This window comes from Dryocola sp. LX212 (genome assembly GCA_041504365.1).
Lineage (GTDB): Bacteria > Pseudomonadota > Gammaproteobacteria > Enterobacterales > Enterobacteriaceae > Dryocola.
In genome coordinates, this window is the sequence record CP167917.1 from 2459995 (window position 1) to 2479670 (window position 19676).

Genomic DNA, 19676 nt, shown 5'->3' on the forward strand with positions numbered 1-19676 from the left:
TAATGTTTGCAGAGCCAACGCCTCCCCCAATTTTGGTAACCGGCGCCGGTCGCCGTATCGGGCTTGCCCTTGCAAAATCGTTCCTCGCCCGGCGTCTACCAGTGATTGCAAGTTTCCGGACTCGATACCCGGCGATAGATGAACTCGAAGCCGCCGGGGCGCTCTGCCTGTTTGCTGATTTTTCAACAGATGCGGGTATTCGCACCTTTGCTGATGACGTGACGGGCCATTGCGGTAGCCTCAGGGCAATTATTCATAATGCCAGCGCATGGCAGGCGGAGTCGGCGGACGTGTCGTTAAGCAATACGCTGGCCGCCATGCTTCAGATCCATATTAATACCCCCTACCTTCTTAACCATCTGCTGGAGCCGCTGCTCCGTGGCCAGGGACAAGCCGGCGCCGATATTATTCATTTTACTGATTACGTCGTGGAGCGCGGCAGTGAAAAGCACATCGCCTATGCGGCCAGTAAAGCAGCGCTGGACAACCTTACCCGTTCGTTTGCCCGTAAGCTTGCGCCTGAAATAAAGGTCAACGCTATCGCCCCGGCCATGATCATGTTTAACGAGCAGGATGATGCAGAATACCGTAAGGCTGCCCTCAATAAGTCATTAATGAAAATTACGCCAGGAGAGGCGGAAATTGTGGCACTGGTTAATTATCTGCTTGAGAGCCGGTACGTTACCGGCAGAACGTTCGCCGTCGACGGCGGTCGTCCCCTACGCTGATTCTTCGATTAAAGTTGTTTACCCTCCATTGATGGCATAATTGATTTCCTCAGTGTATTTTCCTCTTTTCTGCAAATGTACCGGGCTATGAATAAAATTGTATATGTGGAAGATGATGCTGAAGTGGGTTCGCTGATTGCCGCCTACATTGGGAAGCACGACATTGATGTCATCGTTGAAAGCCGCGGTGACCGCGCGGAAGAAGTCATTAAACAACAGCAGCCTGACCTGGTGCTGCTGGACGTTATGCTCCCCGGCAAAGATGGCATGACGCTCTGTCGGGACCTGCGCCCGCAGTGGGACGGCCCCATTGTGCTGCTGACCTCGCTGGACAGCGACATGAACCATATTCTGTCGCTGGAAATGGGCGCCAACGATTATATTCTGAAGACCACCCCCCCTGCGGTGCTGCTCGCAAGGCTACGCCTGCATCTGCGGCAAAGAATTTCTGCTCAGCATACCGCAGAAACCACGCCAGCGGCGCTGAAGCCGCATAAAGCGATGCGTTTTGGCACGTTGTGCATCGACCCGCTGAACCGGCAGGTTACTTTGGGCGAAGAAAATATTGCGCTGTCGACGGCAGATTTCGACTTACTGTGGGAGCTGGCGACGCATGCGGGGCAGATTATGGACCGGGACGCGCTGCTTAAAAACCTGCGAGGCGTGAGCTATGACGGGATGGACAGAAGCGTGGACGTTGCTATATCGCGGCTGCGCAAGAAGCTGTACGACAGCGCAACCGAGCCGTTCCGTATAAAAACAGTGCGTAATAAAGGCTATCTTTTCGCGCCGCACGCCTGGGAAAGCGAAGCCTGAATTCAGCTCAGGCTCGCTGTCAGGTTTAGTGGTGCAACATTTCGTCCACGACCTGCGCCTTCGTCATGTTGTAAGGGTAAAACGTCGGCCAGTTATCCATTTCTTTCAGCAGCGCGGCCTGAGAATCATTACCCATAAAAATATGATAGTGCGAGGACTTCCTTGGGCCAATGATATGATCGCTGAACTGCACATATTTTGGCGCCTTTGACGCGGCGTCCTTACATTCGAAAAGGTAACGAACCCCTTTCTTCCCGGAAACGTAGTTCAGGATCTTATAGCCTTCATATGTATATTCACAGGAGTTAACCTGTTTACCAACGTGAAAATCTATAATGTTATTCTCGATGCCAATCATATCAACGTCAGTAGCATAGCCTGCCTTGTAATAGGCCTGCAGATCAGCAAGCGACTTGCCCGTTTTTTTGGCTTTCTGCTCAAGAACCGGCGTTAAGTCGCCGGCCAGCAAATACGGATTCACCGATTGCCATATGCCCTCCCAGTCGCTTAGCGCCCGATCCTTGACGTTCGAATCTTCAAATACTCCCACACTCGCTTTTTGTTCCACTTCCGTTAATGGCTTGCCGTGATGGTGGGCGTGTGCCATAGCATGCGAACTACTTAATAAAGCGCCTAACCCCAGAATATACAATACGTTCTTCATCTTATTACGCTCTCCTGCGTCACTATCGATATAAATGAGATGTTATATCATAACATTACACAAGATCAACCACGCCGTCTGTAAGGATCCACCTGGCGTGCCGCCCTGTTTTGATAGCCAGCCAGAAAAGACACGGGCATACTCTTGTTCCGGTAAGGTCCCGTCAGACGGCGGTGAATCGACGTAATCAGGCTGGTTAATTTCGATGAAGAAACTTTTTATTCAGTTTTATCTCCTGCTGTTCGTCTGCTTTCTGGTAATGACGATGCTGGTCGGTCTGGTCTACAAATTTACCGCCGAGCGCGCTGGCCGCCAGTCGCTCGATGATTTGATGAAAAGCTCGTTGTATCTGATGCGCAGCGAACTTCGTGAAATCCCACCGCGCGACTGGAATAAAACCATCAACGATCTCGATCTCAACTTATCTTTTAAGCTGAACATTGAGCCGATGAGCAAGTTTAAGCTGGATGAGATGACCGCCCACCACCTGCGGGAAGGTGAAATTATCGCCCTCGACGACGAGTACACTTTTATCCAGCGCATCCCCCGCAGCCATTATGTTCTTGCGGTTGGTCCTATTCCCTATCTGTTCTTTTTGCACCAGATGCGCCTGCTGGACGTCGGGCTGATGATATTTATCGCCATCTCGCTCGCCTTCCCGGTGTTCATCTGGATGCGTCCGCACTGGCAGGACATGCTTAAACTGGAGACGGCGGCACAGCGCCTGGGGAAAGGTCACCTTAGCGAACGGATTCATTTCGACAGCGCCTCAAGCTTCGAGCGCCTTGGCGTTGCCTTCAACCAGATGGCGGATAACATTAACGCGCTGATCGCCAGCAAAAAGTTACTGATTGATGGAATCGCACATGAGCTGCGCACACCGCTGGTTCGCCTGCGCTATCGGCTTGAAATGAGTGAAAACCTGACCGAAGAAGAAACTCAGGCCCTGAATCGTGATATCGGCCAGCTTGAGGGGCTGATAGATGAGCTGCTGACCTTCGCCCGTCTGGACAGGCCGCAGACTGAGCTGCATCTGACAGCGGTAAATCTGCCTGAATGGATGCGAAATCATATTGCAGATGTGCGCGTGATTCACCCACATCGTGAAATCGCTCTGCAATGCCCTGCCGTGGGTGACTTTGGCCAAATCGATCTGCGCCTTCTTGAGCGCGTGACGGATAACCTTATCAACAACGCCCTGCGTTACAGCCAGCAGCAGCTGAGCGTAAGCCTGCGCCTCGATCGGCAAATCGCCACGCTGATAGTCGAAGACGACGGCCCCGGCATTCCGGAGGAAGAGCGTGAACATATTTTCCAGCCGTTCGTCCGCCTGGATCCTAGCCGCGACCGGTCAACCGGCGGCTGTGGCTTAGGACTGGCGATTGTTCATTCCGTCGCGATGGCTATGGGAGGAGCAGTCCGCGTAGACAGCGGCCCTCTGGGCGGCGCACGTTTTCATTTTAGCTGGCCGGTCATCTCCTTTGAACCAGAGCAAAATCCCCCACAGATAACAAAAACCGCCTGACCTGCCTGACACAGAAGACGCCGGTGGTCAGGCTGTCACCGACGTGCTATAACTCTATAAGTATGTTGTAACTAAAGTGGGTGAACGATGGCGAATTACGATCTGATTGAACGGTTAACCTCGACGTTCCGGGAGCTGGAACGTGACCTGCTGCTGCTGCGTGGTCAGCTGGATGGCTATCGGCTGCTGGTGGGCCGAGTCTTTGCCCTGCCCGGCATCGAGAAAGGTAGCGAACACGAACCGCTTAACGAGATTGAGGTCACGCAGAAAATCGGCAAAGAGGCCCATGAGGCAGCGCTTGCCCACTTCACCCGCCTCTTCATCCAGCAGCAGTCGGAAAAAATCAGCAGCAAGGCTGCGGTGCGCCTTCCCGGCGCCCTGTGCTACAGCGTGAGCGGCGATGAATATCAGCAGACTCATGAGCTGGTCGCGCGGGTTAACCAGCGTAAGATCGAACTTGAAAAGATCATCAGCGTTGATTCCGGCCTTGCCAGCGTGCAGCGCTTCGAATGGGTACATCGCCATATTCCGGGGCTGATAACGCTTAACGCCTATCGCGCTATCTCGATAGTTGATAACCCAACCACCCTGCGCTTTGGCTGGGCTAACAAGCAAATCATCAAGAATTTGACGCGGCATGAGGTGATGGTGATGCTGGAAAAAAGCCTGAAGGCAAACCGCGCCGTGCCGCCCTACACCCGCGAGCAGTGGGCGGAGCAGATCGAGCGTGAACTTAACAACGTCGCGATGCTACCCGCCAGCACGAAGCTGAAGATTAAACGTCCGGTGAAGGTCCAGCCGGTGGCCCGCGTCTGGTATCAGGAAAAGCAGAAGCAGGTGCAGCTCGCCTGCCCTTCACCGCTGCTCGTACTGTGCCAGCAGGACAACGGCGAAGCGCCGCCGGAAATTGGCGAACTGCTGAATTACGATGCGGAGAATATCCGCCATCGCTATAAGCCACAAGCCCAAGCGTTAAGGCTGTTGATCCCAAGGCTGCATCTTTACTGCGAGCAATAAAGCGCCTCAACCGAGACGCAGAAAAGCTTACTGCCGCATGCTGCCGACCATCTCTTCTGGCCGCACCCATGCATCGAACTCGTCTTCCGTGAGGTAGCCCAGCTTCAGGGCGGAGGCCTTTAAGGTCAGCCCCTCTTTATGGGCCTTTTTGGCGATTTCCGCCGCCTTGTCGTAGCCGATATGGGTATTGAGCGCCGTCACCAGCATCAGCGATTCGTTCAACAGCTGGTTGATACGGTCCCGGTTTGGCTCGATGCCGACAGCACAATGCTCGTTAAAGCTTTCCATACCGTCCGCCAGCAGGCGAATCGATTGCAGAACATTATGGATAACCATCGGGCGATAGACGTTCAGTTCAAAATTCCCTGCTGCCCCGCCCATGTTCACCGCCACGTCGTTACCCATCACCTGGCAGCACAGCATCGTCATCGCTTCGCACTGCGTTGGATTCACCTTGCCCGGCATGATTGAGCTGCCCGGCTCGTTTTCAGGAATGGCGATTTCGCCGATGCCGCAGCGCGGGCCGGATGAGAGCCAGCGAACGTCGTTAGCAATTTTCATCAGCGACGCGGCCAGCCCTTTCAGCGCGCCATGCGCGTGCACCAGCGCATCACAGGTAGCCAGCGCCTCAAATTTATTCGGCGCGGTGACAAACGGCTGACGGGTAATTTCGGCCAGCTCTTTTGCTACACGTACTGCATATTCCGGATGAGTATTCAGGCCAGTGCCCACGGCGGTGCCGCCAAGAGCCAGTTCCGCTACGTGCGGCAGACTGTGTTCTATATGTCTGAGATTGTGCTCCAGCATTGCCACCCAGCCGGAGATCTCCTGGCCGAGCGTTAACGGCGTGGCGTCCTGCAGGTGGGTGCGGCCAATTTTGACGATATCGCGGAAGGCTTCCGCTTTCGCCTGCAGCGTCTCTTTCAGCGCCTTAAGCTGCGGGATTAACCCTTCGCGCACTGCAATAACCGCGGCGACGTGCATCGCTGTCGGGAATACGTCGTTAGAACTCTGGCTTTTGTTCACATCATCATTAGGGTGAACCACGCGCTCCATGCCACGCTCGCCACCAAGGATTTCACTGGCCCTGTTCGCCAGCACCTCGTTCATGTTCATGTTGCTTTGCGTGCCTGAACCCGTTTGCCAGATAGCCAGCGGGAACTCCTCGGGATGCTTGCCTGCCAACACTTCATCGGCGGCGGCGAGTATTGCTTTGCCCCGCTCTGCGGGCAGCAGGCCAAGATCCATATTCACCTTAGCGGCTGCACGCTTAGTCAGCGCCAGCGCCTGGATGAGTGCCGTCGGCATTTTTTCCGTGGAGATGCGGAAATGCTCAAGCGAGCGCTGCGTCTGCGCGCCCCAGAGCTTATCAGCCGGAACATCAATGGGTCCCATAGAGTCTTTTTCAATACGACTGGATGCCATTTCACTCTCCTTTCAGATAAAAAAAACCGCCCGGAAGGGCGGCTTCATAATGTTATTTCACGCATCGATTACATTGGGAGGCGTGTATTTTCTGGAAGAAGTCGTTGCCCTTGTCATCTACCAGAATAAAGGCCGGAAAATCCTCGACCTCGATTTTCCAGATAGCCTCCATGCCCAGCTCGGGGTACTCAACGCAGGTGAGGCTCTTGATGCTTTGCTGTGCCAGCACCGCTGCCGGACCGCCAATGCTGCCCAGATAGAAGCCGCCGTGCTTGTGGCAGGCATCCGTAACCTGCTGGCTACGGTTGCCTTTCGCCAGCATCACCATGCTGCCGCCGTTGGCCTGCAGCAAATCCACATAGGAGTCCATGCGCCCTGCCGTCGTTGGCCCAAGCGAACCCGACGCGTACCCGTCAGGCGTTTTGGCCGGCCCCGCGTAGTACACAGGGTGATCTTTTATGTACTGCGGCAGCCCTTCACCGTTATCGATACGCTCTTTGAGCTTAGCGTGTGCGATGTCGCGTGCCACAATAATAGTCCCGCTCAGGGAAAGACGCGTAGAAACAGGGTACTGAGAAAGCTGCTTCAGGATCTCGCTCATCGGGCGATTCAGATCGACTTTAACGGCTTCTCCTTCCCCCGCCTGGCGCAGTTCCTGCGGGATATATTTGCCTGGATTGTGCTCCAGCTTTTCTAACCAGATGCCGTCGCGGTTGATCTTCCCTTTGATGTTACGGTCCGCAGAGCAGGATACGCCCATGCCCACCGGGCAGGATGCACCGTGGCGAGGCAGACGAACGACGCGGATATCATGCGCGAAGTATTTACCGCCAAACTGCGCGCCAAGGCCGAGGTTCTGCGCTTCTTTCAGCAGCTCTTCTTCCAGCTGGATATCGCGGAACGCCTGGCCGTGCTCGTTACCTTCGGTCGGCAGGCCATCGTAATATTTGGTTGAAGCGAGCTTCACCGTTTTAAGCGTGGACTCTGCCGAAGTGCCGCCAATCACAAATGCGACGTGGTACGGCGGGCAGGCTGCGGTGCCCAGGCTGCGCATTTTTTCAACGAGATAGTCTTTCAGCTTGCCCGGGCTGAGCAGCGCCTTGGTTTCCTGATAGAGATAGGTTTTGTTCGCGGACCCGCCCCCTTTAGCGATGCAGAGGAATTTGTATTCAGCCCCGTCAACGCTGTACAGGTCGATCTGCGCAGGCAGGTTGGTTCCGGTGTTCACCTCTTTGTACATATCCAGCGCCGCGTTTTGCGAATAGCGCAGGTTATCTTCAATGTAGGTGTTGTAGATGCCCTGCGAGAGCGCGGCTTCATCGCCACCGCCGGTCCAGACGCGCTGGCCCTTTTTACCGGTGATGATCGCGGTCCCCGTATCCTGACAGGTTGGCAGAATACCTTTGGCGGCGATCTCCGAGTTACGCAGGAACTGCAGCGCCACGTATTTGTCGTTTTCGCTCGCTTCAGGGTCGGCCAGAATATCGGCAACCTGCTGCTGGTGCGCCGGGCGCAGCATAAAAGAGGCATCGTGGAAGGCGTGTTGCGCGAGCAGGGTCAGGGCTTTGGGGTCAACTTTCAGGACTTCCTGCCCTTCGAACTCCGAGACGGAGACGTAATCTTTGCTCAGCAGGTAGTATTCGGTTTCGTCTTTTTTTAACGGGAACGGCTCTTGATAATGAAAGGCTTTATTCGACATTGTTCTCTCACTTACGACATCAGCTACGTTAATTAATCAGGCTTCGGATGCGTCTTGCGCACCGTGTTAAAAAATGAATCACAATATGCTACACAATTTTTTAACAAAAACTGAGACTAATACGACTTTTTACTGCCCTGGTTACTTCCCCACGGATAATTGGTTTAATAGTCGGAATCTTATCTACATGACAACAGGCCTTGATAATGCAAAAATTAATCAACGCGGTACAAAATTATGCGTGGGGAAGCAAAACTGCCTTAACTGAACTTTATGGCGTTCAAAATCCCGACAACCTGCCAATGGCGGAGCTGTGGATGGGGGCGCACCCAAAAAGTAGTTCTAAGGTCCTGATAGATGGCCAACCGCGCTCCCTGCGCGATGTTATCGAGGCGGATCAGAATTCAGCCCTTGGCACCGCCGTTGCCGAACGTTTCCGTGAACTGCCGTTCCTGTTTAAAGTCTTGTGTGCCGATCAGCCCCTCTCTATTCAGGTGCATCCCAACAAAAAAGCCTCCGAACTGGGCTTTGCAAAAGAAAACGCGGACGGGATCCCGCTGGATGCCGCCGAACGTAACTACAAAGATCCAAACCATAAGCCTGAGCTGGTCTTCGCCCTTACGCCATTCCTTGCGATGAACGCCTTCCGTGAATTCTCTGACATCGTCTCGCTTTTACAGCCTGTTTCCGGCGCGCACACCGCCATCGCGCATTTTCTTGAGAAGCCTGACGCTGAGCGTTTAGCACAGCTGTTCGCCAGCCTTTTGAATATGCAGAATGAAGAGAAATCCCGTGCGCTGGGCGTGCTGAAAGCCGCCCTGAATAATCAGCAGGGTGAACCTTGGGAAACTATTCGCGTCATCTCCGAATTCTATCCGGACGACAGCGGCCTGTTCTCTCCGCTGCTACTGAACGTCGTTAAACTCGAACCAGGCGAAGCGATGTTCCTGTTCGCCGAAACCCCGCATGCCTACCTTAAGGGCGTTGCGCTGGAAGTCATGGCCAACTCGGATAACGTGCTGCGCGCGGGCCTGACGCCAAAGTACATCGATATCCCTGAACTTGTCGCCAACGTGAAGTTTGAGCCAAAGCCAGCCGGTGAGCTGCTGACTCAGCCGCAGCAAAACGGCAGCGAGCTGGACTTCCCGATCCCGGTAGATGACTTCGCCTTCTCCCTGCTCGATCTAAACCCTGCCCCCACCGGGCTGGCGCAGGACAGCGCAGCAATTATTTTCTGTGTGGAAGGCGAAGCGGTATTGAGCAAGGGTGAACAGCAGCTTGTGCTCAAGCCAGGTGAATCAGCGTTTATTGCAGCTAACGAATCCCCTGTAGCCGCAAGCGGTGTGGGTCGAATCGCCCGTGTATTCAATAAGCTCTGATCGCAAGTAACTTACTGATCTTTTACGTCTGGATTGCTAAGCTTACGGCACTGGTTTTCTAAAACGCCCGCGGGCGTTTTTCATTCGGCGCCCGGTCAACTGCCTGGCGCGACTTAAAATGGACGACACGATGAAAAAATCTCTGGTAGCGGTAGGTGTGATAGTAGCGCTGGGCGTGGTGTGGACGGGCACCGCCTGGTACACCGGCAAACAGCTGGAAGGTCGGATGGCGGAGATGATCGCCAACGCCAACGCCGAATTAAACAATGCCTCACCGGAATCGGGTCTGGCCGTGAGCTATCAGGATTATCAGCGCGGTCTGTTCCACAGCAGCATGCAGCTGGTGATAAAGCCTGTGCCGGGCAAAGAAAGCGCGTTCCTGAAGCCGGATCAAAGCATCGTTTTTGCTGAAACTATCGATCACGGCCCGTTCCCGTTTGCCCAGCTTAAAAAATTCAATTTGATCCCAAGCATGGCCTCTATTCATACCGTGCTGGTTAACAACCCAACAACCAAACCGCTGTTTGATATCACCGCCGGCAAGTCGTTCATTGATGCACAAACCCGTGTTGGCTACAGCGGCGCAACCGCCTCTGATATTGACCTGCTGCCGCTGAACTACGCCAAAGGTGAGGACAAAATTTCCTTCAGCGGCGGTCAGCTCTCCGCGGACGTGGACGGCGACGGCAATAAAATCGCGGTTAACGGTGAAGCGAAAAGCGGCCTGATCAATACCGTGAACCAGTATGGCCAGCACGTGCAGATGACCTTCAACGGCGTGACTACCGACGGCAGCAGCCAGCGCACCGAATTTGACGAGCGCGTCGGCGAGCAAAAAGCCGCCATCGACAAGCTGTCTATCGCCATTGAAGGCAAAGAGATGGCGGTGCTGGAAGGCTTTAAAATTAACGCCAAATCTGACGTGCAGGATGATAAAAAGCATCTTACCGGCCAGGTCGACTACACCGTCGACGCGCTGAAAGTGCAGAACCAGAACGTTGGCAGCGGCAAGCTCACCGTTAAAGTAGGCAATATCGACGGTGCGGCGATGCATCAGTTCAGTCAGAAATATAACGCCGAGTCCCAGAAGCTACTGGCGGATCCGGCTATTGCACAGAACCCGGAACTCTATCAGCAGAAGCTGGTAGACGTGCTGGCGGCTAACCTGCCGCTACTGCTGAAGGGGAACCCGGTTATCACCGTGGCGCCGCTGAGCTGGAAGAATGCGAAAGGGGAAAGTACCTTTAACCTCTCCCTTTATCTGAAGGATCCTGCTGGCGCTACCGGTCCGGCAAACAGTCCGGAAGAGCAGCTTGATCGCTATGTGAAGTCACTCGACAGCAAGCTGGTGATCCCAATGGATATGGCAACCGAGCTGATGACCCAGGTCGCGCAGCTGGAAGGCTACAAACAGGAAGATGCGGCGAAGCTTGCGGACCAGCAGATCAAAGGCCTGGCAGCAATGGGCCAGATGTTCCGCGTAACCAAAGTTGAAGACAACAACATCACCACCAGCCTGCAGTATGGCAGCGGCAAGGTCTCCCTGAATGGCCAGCAGATGTCGCTGGGCGATCTGGTAGGCATGTTTGCGCTGCCGGGCATGGACGGTGTCGCACCGGCACCTGAGCTGGAAGCACCGGCACCAGCCCCGGTCGTCCCTCCGGCACAGTAAAATGGAAAGCCTCCCTCGGGAGGCTTTTTTGTAGGGTGTGACCCGTCCTGAATAGCGATAACACTCAGCTTTATCAACGTATAGCTCGCGCAGCCTTATCAATTAACTCATGTTTCCCACCGCCCAGAGATGGAAGGGATGCGGCAACAACGTCGTGCGGAAAACCGAAGGAGATAGCGCTCGCGGCATCCAGACGTGCGATCTGTTCAGCGGTGAGCTGAACATCTACCGACGCAAGATTATCTGCCAGCTGTTCTTCCGTACGTGGACCGATAATCGGCAGTGTTCCTTTGGCAATCACCCACGCGATGGCGATTTGCCCTTGCGATATTTTCCGGTAAGCAGACCTCCTCCTAAAGGTGACCAGCTTACCGTTCCCAGGTTGAATCCTGCCGCCATGGGTAACAGCTCGCGTTCGGCGGAGCGCTCCACGAGGCTGTACTCCAGCTGCACGGCAGAGATGGGAGACCAACCCCGAAGCTCCGCCAGGGTGGTGGCCGTAGCCACCCGCCACGCCGGAAAATCCGACAGCCCCGCATAAAGGATTTTGCCGGACCGGATAAGATCGTCGAGGGCCTTTGCAATTTCATCAACAGGCGTGACGCCATCAGGCATATGCACCCAGAACAAATCGATACGATCGGTTTTTAAGCGTTTTAAGCTTGCCTCAAGGGAGTTGACCATCGCCTTGCGGCTATTGCCGCAGCGCTGCAGACCCGCCTCAGGCGAGTCGCCAAGTGAATAGCAGGTTCGGCGACGAGCGGGTCGGCTCACGAGGATTTTAGCTCTTCCGTACTACAAGCCGGGCGGGCATGATCTGATTTCGCGCTTCGTCATCACCGCTTTGCGCACGCTGTAAAACACGCAGGCCCGCGCTGCGGCCAATCTCGCGGGCTGGCGTAGAAACCCAGGTCAGCGGCAAATCGTCCAGTTCCTCATCCATGACTTCCGCAAACGCAGCCAGCGCAATGTGGCGATCGTAATAGCTGTCCAGGCTGCCTTCTCCGCTCTGACGGCCCGCGCGCAGCAGCCCAAACCATGCGCCCATGGCGATAGTGCTATTGTGGCAAAGCACGGCGGTAATCGTGGGATTATGCTGCAGGAGCGTGGTGATAGCGTCTGCAGCCTGCTTCTGGCTTGATTCGCACTCCAGTATCCATTCGCTGTGAAACGGCAAGCCATATTTCAGCAACGTCGAACAGTAGCCGCCCAGCCGCTCGGCACGGGTAAGTGACGACCCCCGTCCCCCCAGCCAGGCAATGCGCTGGTGACCGCGCTTAATCAAATGTTCCGTGACCAGCTGAGCCGCCTGCATGTTATCCGGGCGGATGATGTCGGCCTCTTCGAGATAGCTCGCGCGCGAGGCAAACACCAGCGGCAGGCTTTTTTGATCCGCAAGCTCCCTGAGTTCAGCGCCCTGCCCTGCCGCCCCGGCAATAATAATGCCGTCTACGCCCTGGGAAACCAGCGTGTCGAAACAGCGCTGCATATGCTGACCCTGCGCGCCGCTCTGCGTCAGGAAAAGCAGTTTGCCCTGTTTTTCCAGCTCGTCCGTTAATCCCGCCGTCAGTTCAGCATAAAAAGGATTACAGAGATCGCGCACGATCAGGCCTATGACTCCACTTTGCCCACCGCGCAGCGATACCGCCTGGCGATTACGCACGAAGCCCAGCTTTTCGATTGCTTCATTAACCCGCGCACCCGTCGCTGCTGATATACGCCCTTTACCGCTTAATACCAGCGAAACGGTTGCCACCGAAACGCCCGCGGCGCTGGCAACGTCATTGATTGTGATTTTTTTGGCCGTCGTGGTCATGGGCGCGGATGATTCTCCATAAATCAGGGATGCCATAGGATAAAACGTTTTACCTGTCTGAGCACATTAGGCGCGTTGCGTCGTTTTTAATCTGTGAGCTGACGCGCAATAAAATCAGGTTAAACGTTTTATCCTCCTGTCAGTTTCGTACTGTTACTACCTTTTATCAACCGGGAACAGGAGTCGTTATGGCGGCTAATACACCACAAAAAATTACGCTTTGGGAATTTTTTCAAAACCTGGGCAAAACCTTCATGCTGCCGGTGGCGCTGCTGTCGTTCTGCGGGATCATGCTGGGGATCGGCAGCTCTTTAAGCAGCCATGACGTCGTCACGCTGCTCCCTGCGCTGGGTAACCCGGTGCTGCAGCTCATCTTCGTGTGGATGAGTAAAGTCGGCTCCTTCGCCTTCAGCTTCCTGCCTATTATGTTCTGTATCGCAATCCCGCTGGGGCTGGCGAGCGAGAATAAAGGCGTCGCCGCCTTTGCCGGTTTTGTCGGCTACGTGGTAATGAACCTGGGCGTTAACTTCTGGCTGACCGCGAAGGGCATTCTGCCAACTACCGATGCCGCCGTTCTCAAAGCGAACAATATTCAGAACATCCTCGGTATTCAGTCTATTGATACGGGGATCCTGGGCGCGGTCATTGCGGGCGTGATTGTGGCAATGCTGCACAAACGCTTCCACAACATCCGCCTACCGGACGCGCTGGCCTTCTTCGGCGGCACTCGTTTTGTGCCGATCATTACTACCGTAGTGATGGGTCTTGTCGGCCTGGTTATCCCGTTAATCTGGCCCGTATTTGCAGCCGGGATCACCGGAATTGGCAATGTGATCAATAGCGCTGGCATTTTCGGGCCGATGATCTTCGGTACCGGCGAGCGTCTTCTGCTGCCGTTTGGTCTGCAGCACATTCTGGTGGCGCTGATTCGCTTTACCGAAGCTGGCGGTACCATGGACGTCTGCGGCCACAGTGTCAGCGGCGCACTGACCATCTTCCAGGCGCAGCTGAGCTGCCCGACGGTGCACGGCTTCTCTGAAAGCGCAACCCGCTTCCTGTCGCAGGGTAAAATGCCCGCCTTCCTGGGCGGTCTACCGGGCGCGGCGCTGGCGATGTACCACTGTGCCCGTCCTGAAAACCGTCACAAAATTAAAGGCCTGCTGATTTCTGGCGTTATCGCCTGCGTCGTGGGCGGCACCACTGAACCGCTGGAATTCCTGTTCCTGTTCGTTGCTCCGGTTCTTTACCTCATCCATGCCCTGCTGACCGGCCTCGGCTTCACCATCATGGCGGTGCTGGGCGTGACTATCGGCAACACCGACGGCAATGTCATCGACTTCGTGGTCTTTGGGATCCTGCACGGCCTGTCCACCAAGTGGTACATGGTGCCCGTCGTAGCGGCTATCTGGTTCGCGGGCTACTACGTCATCTTCCGCTTCGCGATTACCCGTTTTAACATTAAAACACCGGGCCGCGATATCGACACCACCACCAGCGCTGAAAAAGCGCTTGCGGGTCAGGTCGGCAAATCCGGCTATAACGTACCGGCTATGCTGGCGGCGCTGGGCGGCGCGGAAAACGTCGTCACGCTGGATAACTGCATCACCCGCCTGCGTATGACGGTGAAAGATATGGCGCTGGTCAATAGCGCAGCGCTGAAAAACCTGCGAGCCATTGGCGTTGTGCAACTGAACCAGCACAACCTGCAGGTGGTCATCGGGCCACAGGTTCAGTCGGTAAAAGATGAAATGGCGAGCCTGATGATTACGGCTCAGGCGTAAATTAGAAGCGGGCACCAAATAAAGTGCCCGCTCTTCTGTGAGGTGTTATGTTCGATTTTTCCGTTCCCGTTGACCGTCACGGAACCTGGTGCACGCAGTGGGATTATGTGGCAGACCGTTTCGGTGCCCCCGACCTGCTTCCGTTCACCATCTCCGATATGGATTTCGCCACCGCCCCGGTCATACTCTCCGCCGTTCAGCAGCGTCTGGCGCACGGCGTGCTCGGCTACAGCCGCTGGAAGAATGGTGATTTCATCGGTGCCATTGCCCACTGGTATCAGCAGCGCTTTAACAGCGAGATCGATCCCAGGAGCGTGGTCTACGGCCCTTCCGTGATTTACATGGTCTCTCAGCTGATACGCCAGTGGTCTGAACCGGACGACGCGGTGCTGATTCACACTCCGGCATACGATGCTTTTTATAAAGCGATTGAAGGGAACAAACGCGAAGTGCTGAGCGCGCCACTGTGCAAGAGTGCAGCGGGATGGACGTGCGATATGGACGCCCTTGAGGAGCAGCTCGCAAAACCACAGTGCAAAATCATGCTGCTCTGCAGCCCGCAGAATCCGACCGGGAAAGTGTGGACGCAGGCAGAACTGAAAACAATGGCGGCGCTTTGTGAACGCCACAGCGTGCGTGTGATAAGCGATGAAATCCACATGGATATGGTCTGGGAAGGCAACAATCACACGCCGTGGTGCGAAGTTGGCAAAGGTGGCTGGGCGCTGCTGACGTCCGGCTCTAAAAGCTTCAATATTCCGGCACTTACCGGCGCATATGGGCTAATCAACGATGAAAAAGATCGTCTCGGCTACCTGAGCGTACTTAAAGGTCAGGATGGTCTCTCATCCCCGGCGGTACTGGCGCTGGTTGCGCATATCGCCGCCTACCGGCAAGGTGAGCCGTGGCTCGACGCCCTGCGGGCCTATTTGCAGGATAATCTCAGATACGTTGCGGAAACCCTGAATCAGGAGTTTACGCAACTCAACTGGCAGCCGCCACAGTCCACCTATCTGGCGTGGATCGATCTTCGCCCGCTGGGCCTGAATGACAGAGCGCTGCAAAAAGTGATGATCGAGCAGCAAAAAGTCGCCATCATGCCGGGTTATACCTATGGTGAAGAAGGTAACGGTTTTATCCGCCTGAACTGCGGCTGCCCAAGGATGAAGCTGGAAGAAGGCATGAGGCGTCTTATAGCGGCGATTAAGTCCCTGCAATAAGCATCGCGGGGAGGCGACTCCCCAAAGAGACTTGAGAAAGAAGGAAAAAGCGTGGTTTTTCCTTCTTTCTGTTCAGCAGCCGAAAATCAATGAATTGATTTCCCTGGTATTTATTTAAAACGAATTCATCTGCTTTTTATTTGCGCAACTAATTATTGTTGCCCGATAGCAATTCTCTTGTGAATGTTTTTATAATGTAACGCACTTTAATCAAAAAAAGAGTGCGACCATGATTGATACCTCCCTGCCGTTAACCGATTTGCACCGCCACCTTGATGGCAACATTCGTGCGCAAACGATCCTCGATCTGGGCCGCCAGTATAATTTGCCGCTCCCGGCAGACTCCATCGATGCGTTAATTCCTCACGTCCGGGTTGTCGATACAGCGCCTGACCTGGTGAGCTTCCTCTCTAAGCTTGACTGGGGCGTTAAGGTTCTCGCAACGCTTGATGCCTGCCGCCGCGTGGCATGGGAAAACATTGAAGATGCCGCAAGAAACGGACTGCATTACGTCGAGCTGCGCTTCTCGCCGGGCTATATGGCAATGACGCACAACCTGCCTGTTGCCGGCGTGGTGGAAGCGGTGATTGAAGGCGTACGTGAAGGCTGCCGTGATTTTGGCGTGGAGGCGCGCTTAATCGGTATCATGAGCCGTACATTCGGCGAGGCGGCGTGCCAGGCTGAGCTGGAAGCCTTGTTAGCGCATCGTGACCATATTACGGCGCTTGACCTGGCCGGTGACGAACTTGGCTTCCCCGGCAGCCTGTTCCTCAGCCACTTCAACCGTGCGCGAGATGCAGGCTGGCATATCACCGTTCATGCTGGCGAAGCTGCTGGATCTGAAAGCATATGGCAGGCGATCCGCGAGCTTGGTGCCCAGCGTATTGGTCACGGCGTGAAGGCCATTGAAGATCCGGCGCTGATGGATTTCCTGGCGGATCAAGGAATTGGCATTGAGTCATGCCTGACCTCAAACATTCAGACCAGCACGGTGCCGTCGCTGGACAAGCATCCGCTGATCAGATTCCTTGACCATGGCGTCCTGGCAACCATCAATACCGATGACCCGGCGGTTCAGGGTATCGACATTATTCACGAGTATACCGTTGCAGCGCCTCGTGCAGGCCTGAGCGCGGCGCAGATCCGTACCGCACAGGAGAACGGCTTAAAAATCGCTTTCCTGAGCGAGGCGGAAAAGCAGGCGCTTATCAATAAGGTTCGCGCCGCTTAGCGTGGACAAACAGCCCGGGATCAGGAAACTGGCCCGAGCTGCTCCCTTCCCTTCGTCTTGTTCTTTGCACAGCGCTGCGCCAGCACCACGCTGACCGGCTCATTGCTTACTCTTATGCTATGACAGCAGAGCGCAAAAAGCCCGGCCTCGCGGTTAACGAGCCGGGCAGCAGAAAGCGCTTAATTAGCCAGATTCAGCGTTGCACGCTGCTTTGAGGATTCCATGCCCAGTTCGATCAGCTCCATAACCTGAATGGCCTGAGCGGCCGGAACGGGGTTTTCACCGTGGCCGGTCAGCGCATCGCGAATAGCAGCGTAGTAGGCAGGATAATTACCCGGCACGGTCAGTAACGTTTGTTCCGCCATCACTTCGCCCTGCGCCAGCGTCAGCACGCCGTCACGCATGTCATAACCCCAGTCCTCCTGCGGCAGACGCTCACCTGCCTTAAGGCGATCTTCCTGCGGGTCGAGGCCATATTTAATGTAGCTGCCACGGGTACCGTGCACGATATAACGTGCGGACTCGGCAGCGGCCAGCAAGGAGCCGTGGAGCACAACGCGGCGCTGCGGGTAGGCAAGCACGGCATGGAAGTAATCCGTGGCCTGCGCGCCGGGGCGAAGCTGCGCCAGGTCGACCGTCAGGCTGACCGGCAGGCCGAACAGGTTCAGCGCCTGGTCGAGAAGATGCGGGCCCAGATCGTACCAGATGCCGCTCCCGACGCCTGCCTGCTCGCGCCAGCGGTTACGAACCTGAGGACGGAAACGGTCAAAATGGGATTCAAAATAGGCCACTTCCCCCAGCGTCCCGTCGGCCAGCAGGGTTTTCAGGGTCAGGAAGTCGCTGTCCCAGCGTCGGTTGTGAAATACGGATAGCAGCAGCCCGCGGCTTTTCGCCAGCGCATCCAGCTCGCGCGCCTGTGACAACGTCACGGTAAAAGGTTTATCAACGACCACGTGCTTCCCCGCCTCCAGCGCGGCTTTCGCCAGCGGGAAGTGAGTATCGTTTGGGGTAGGAACCACAATGAGATCGATATCCGGGTCGTTAAACAGGTGGTGCGGGTCGGAGACGACGGGCATGTTTGGCCAGTCTGCGTGCACTTTTGCCGCATCGCTGCTGGATACCGCAGCAAGCTCCATTCCCGGCGTGCCCACAATGAGCGGCGCATGGAATGTCTTACTGGCGTAGCCGTAGCCGATTAGTCCGACACGAATCTTATCACTCATTTGTATTCCTCACGTTTATGGACCAGCTCATTTGACACCATCCACCACGGTGTAACAACTGGTACTTTAATTGTTACGTGTCGGTTGCATACTTGCCAGGCGTTTTCATGTATTCCCCTATCGGTATCGCCTGACATATTATACCCGCGCCCGCGCCAGGGTTTAACGCAGCTGATATAAATACGCTTGTGCATAGCTGACAGTTAAATTATACCGGTATACTTTAACTGTCAAAAATGGTGGTAATAAATGGTACGCCCCCCATTTCCGTGCCAGCTTGTGAAAAGAAATGAATAGCCCCCATGAATGATTTTTTAAGATAAAGTTTATATTCCGTCATCATCCTTAATCTGTTTACGCTTTGCCGGCCAGCTAATTAAACGGTTTTAAACTATTCCGATTTATCTCGTTGAAAAGGGCGTAACGCTAAAGCCCCCTTATCCGTAAACCCGCAGGTTTCCCCTGTCACCAGCCGCCAGGCCTTCCCCGATAAGAGGTTGACTGCCGACTGTGGATTACAGCGAAAAGCAGGCCTCCATTAAACTATTACAGCAGCACTGATTAACGCCTGCACCGCGTTTCAAGGAAAAGTCCGAAATAACCAGCCGTATGAAATTACGCTGATAATTTCGCACGGGTTGCGTTTATTATGCTGGGATTCAATTTCTTCTTTAACACTTATAAAACCTCCTCTACGGATATCCCCTATGACAGCGCAAGATTATTTAATGAAGTTCAGAAAAATTAGTACCCTGGAAAGCCTGGAAAAATTGTTCGATCACCTCAATTATAGCCTTACCGATAACAATGAAATTATGAATATGTATCGCGCAGCCGATCATCGCCGTGCGGAGCTGGTCTCAGGTGGCCGACTGTTTGACCTCGGCTGCGTGCCAAAAACGGTCTGGCGTTACGTGGTGTAACCGCGTGCGAGTAGCATTAAGCTCAAAAAGCCTTATAATCGCCCCCGCCTTATGTCGGACATAAGGACCGCATTCTATTCTTTGCATCCCGGGAGGCAAAATGACTACCACGCAGGCGCCGCGTATTGCAGGCTGGCTTCTCGCCCCTCTCGCCTGGCTGCTGCTGACCTTACTCAGCAGTACTGTTGCGCTGGCGATTTATCTGATGATGCTGATTTCGCCGGAAAGCCATCGTCTGATGAGCGCACAGGGGCAGCATATGGTGCTGTTCTGGTATTTCTCCGTGGCCTGCGCCATTGCCATGTGGGGTTATACCGTCTGGCTGACCATCGCGTTTTTTAAAAAACGTCAGAATGTGGTGCGTCATTACATCCTGTGGTTATTGATTTCCATACTGCTGGCGATCAAAGCGTTTGCCTTCTCTCCGGTCAGCGACGAGCTGGCGTTGCGTCAGCTCCTGTTCCCGCTGCTTGCGGCTTCACTGCTGGTGCCCTACTTCAAACGCTCAGAACGCGTGAAGCAAACCTTTATTAATCCGTAATAACCTTATTAATACT

General features: G+C 54.8%; 16 protein-coding genes and 1 pseudogene. 11 read left to right on the forward strand and 6 right to left on the reverse strand.

Features of this window, described 5'->3' with window-relative positions:
• The first annotated feature begins 2 nt into the window (after positions 1 to 2).
• Together folM and rstA are read left to right on the forward strand one after the other, a co-directional pair.
• The gene (folM, locus tag ACA108_11750; protein ID XEX94093.1) at positions 3 to 728 is read left to right on the forward strand and encodes a dihydromonapterin reductase; all 726 of its coding nucleotides are present in this window, start codon (positions 3 to 5) and stop codon (positions 726 to 728) included.
• Positions 729 to 815: 87 nt separating this feature from the next.
• The gene (gene rstA, locus ACA108_11755) at positions 816 to 1544 is read left to right on the forward strand and encodes a two-component system response regulator RstA (GenBank protein ID XEX94094.1); all 729 of its coding nucleotides are present in this window, start codon (positions 816 to 818) and stop codon (positions 1542 to 1544) included.
• Between the two features lie 25 nt (positions 1545 to 1569).
• Here the strand turns inward: rstA and zinT are convergent, their stop codons facing one another.
• Positions 1570 to 2208, reverse strand: coding sequence for a metal-binding protein ZinT (zinT, locus tag ACA108_11760; protein XEX94095.1), 639 nt, complete (start codon positions 2206 to 2208; stop codon positions 1570 to 1572).
• A gap of 205 nt (positions 2209 to 2413) precedes the next feature.
• Between zinT and rstB the strand changes: the two genes are divergently transcribed.
• Together rstB and tus are read left to right on the forward strand one after the other, a co-directional pair.
• On the forward strand, positions 2414 to 3733 hold the full coding sequence (gene rstB, locus ACA108_11765; GenBank protein XEX94096.1) for a two-component system sensor histidine kinase RstB: 1320 nt from the start codon (positions 2414 to 2416) through the stop codon (positions 3731 to 3733).
• Positions 3734 to 3820: 87 nt separating this feature from the next.
• The gene (gene tus, locus ACA108_11770) at positions 3821 to 4750 is read left to right on the forward strand and encodes a DNA replication terminus site-binding protein (protein ID XEX94097.1); all 930 of its coding nucleotides are present in this window, start codon (positions 3821 to 3823) and stop codon (positions 4748 to 4750) included.
• 27 nt (positions 4751 to 4777) lie between these two features.
• Here the strand turns inward: tus and fumC are convergent, their stop codons facing one another.
• A complete protein-coding gene (gene fumC / locus ACA108_11775) occupies positions 4778 to 6175 on the reverse strand; it encodes a class II fumarate hydratase (protein XEX94098.1) in 1398 nt (465 codons plus the stop codon).
• A 52-nt stretch (positions 6176 to 6227) separates the two neighbouring features.
• Positions 6228 to 7874, reverse strand: coding sequence for a class I fumarate hydratase FumA (gene fumA, locus ACA108_11780; GenBank protein ID XEX94099.1), 1647 nt, complete (start codon positions 7872 to 7874; stop codon positions 6228 to 6230).
• Positions 7875 to 8080: 206 nt separating this feature from the next.
• Between fumA and manA the strand changes: the two genes are divergently transcribed.
• On the forward strand, positions 8081 to 9253 hold the full coding sequence (gene manA, locus ACA108_11785; protein ID XEX94100.1) for a mannose-6-phosphate isomerase: 1173 nt from the start codon (positions 8081 to 8083) through the stop codon (positions 9251 to 9253).
• A gap of 130 nt (positions 9254 to 9383) precedes the next feature.
• Positions 9384 to 10925 (forward strand): YdgA family protein, encoded by a 1542-nt coding sequence (locus ACA108_11790; GenBank protein ID XEX94101.1) that lies wholly within the window; start codon positions 9384 to 9386, stop codon positions 10923 to 10925.
• Between the two features lie 73 nt (positions 10926 to 10998).
• On the opposite strand, the pseudogene ACA108_11795 reads toward ACA108_11790, so the two are convergent.
• Together ACA108_11795 and ACA108_11800 are read right to left on the reverse strand one after the other, a co-directional pair.
• Positions 10999 to 11609 (reverse strand): annotated as a pseudogene (locus ACA108_11795) (aldo/keto reductase).
• A gap of 97 nt (positions 11610 to 11706) precedes the next feature.
• The gene (locus tag ACA108_11800) at positions 11707 to 12741 is read right to left on the reverse strand and encodes a Mal regulon transcriptional regulator MalI (protein XEX94102.1); all 1035 of its coding nucleotides are present in this window, start codon (positions 12739 to 12741) and stop codon (positions 11707 to 11709) included.
• Positions 12742 to 12929: 188 nt separating this feature from the next.
• On the opposite strand from ACA108_11800, the gene malX reads away from it, so the two are divergent.
• The 3 genes from malX to add all read left to right on the forward strand — a co-directional run bounded on the left by malX (position 12930) and on the right by add (position 16973).
• Positions 12930 to 14522, forward strand: a complete 1593-nt coding sequence (gene malX, locus ACA108_11805; GenBank protein ID XEX94103.1) for a maltose/glucose-specific PTS transporter subunit IIBC — start codon at positions 12930 to 12932, stop codon at positions 14520 to 14522.
• 47 nt (positions 14523 to 14569) lie between these two features.
• Entirely contained in the window at positions 14570 to 15742 is a 1173-nt protein-coding gene (locus tag ACA108_11810) for a MalY/PatB family protein (GenBank protein ID XEX94104.1), read from the forward strand.
• Between the two features lie 229 nt (positions 15743 to 15971).
• The gene (add, locus tag ACA108_11815) at positions 15972 to 16973 is read left to right on the forward strand and encodes an adenosine deaminase (protein XEX94105.1); all 1002 of its coding nucleotides are present in this window, start codon (positions 15972 to 15974) and stop codon (positions 16971 to 16973) included.
• Between the two features lie 179 nt (positions 16974 to 17152).
• Here the strand turns inward: add and ACA108_11820 are convergent, their stop codons facing one another.
• Complete coding sequence (locus ACA108_11820; GenBank protein ID XEX94106.1) at positions 17153 to 18196, reverse strand: oxidoreductase; 1044 nt, start codon at positions 18194 to 18196, stop codon at positions 17153 to 17155.
• Between the two features lie 707 nt (positions 18197 to 18903).
• Here ACA108_11820 and ydgT point away from each other — a divergent pair.
• Entirely contained in the window at positions 18904 to 19119 is a 216-nt protein-coding gene (gene ydgT / locus ACA108_11825) for a transcription modulator YdgT (GenBank protein XEX94107.1), read from the forward strand.
• 100 nt (positions 19120 to 19219) lie between these two features.
• Positions 19220 to 19660, forward strand: coding sequence for a DUF2569 domain-containing protein (locus ACA108_11830; GenBank protein ID XEX94108.1), 441 nt, complete (start codon positions 19220 to 19222; stop codon positions 19658 to 19660).
• The last annotated feature ends 16 nt before the right edge of the window (positions 19661 to 19676 follow it).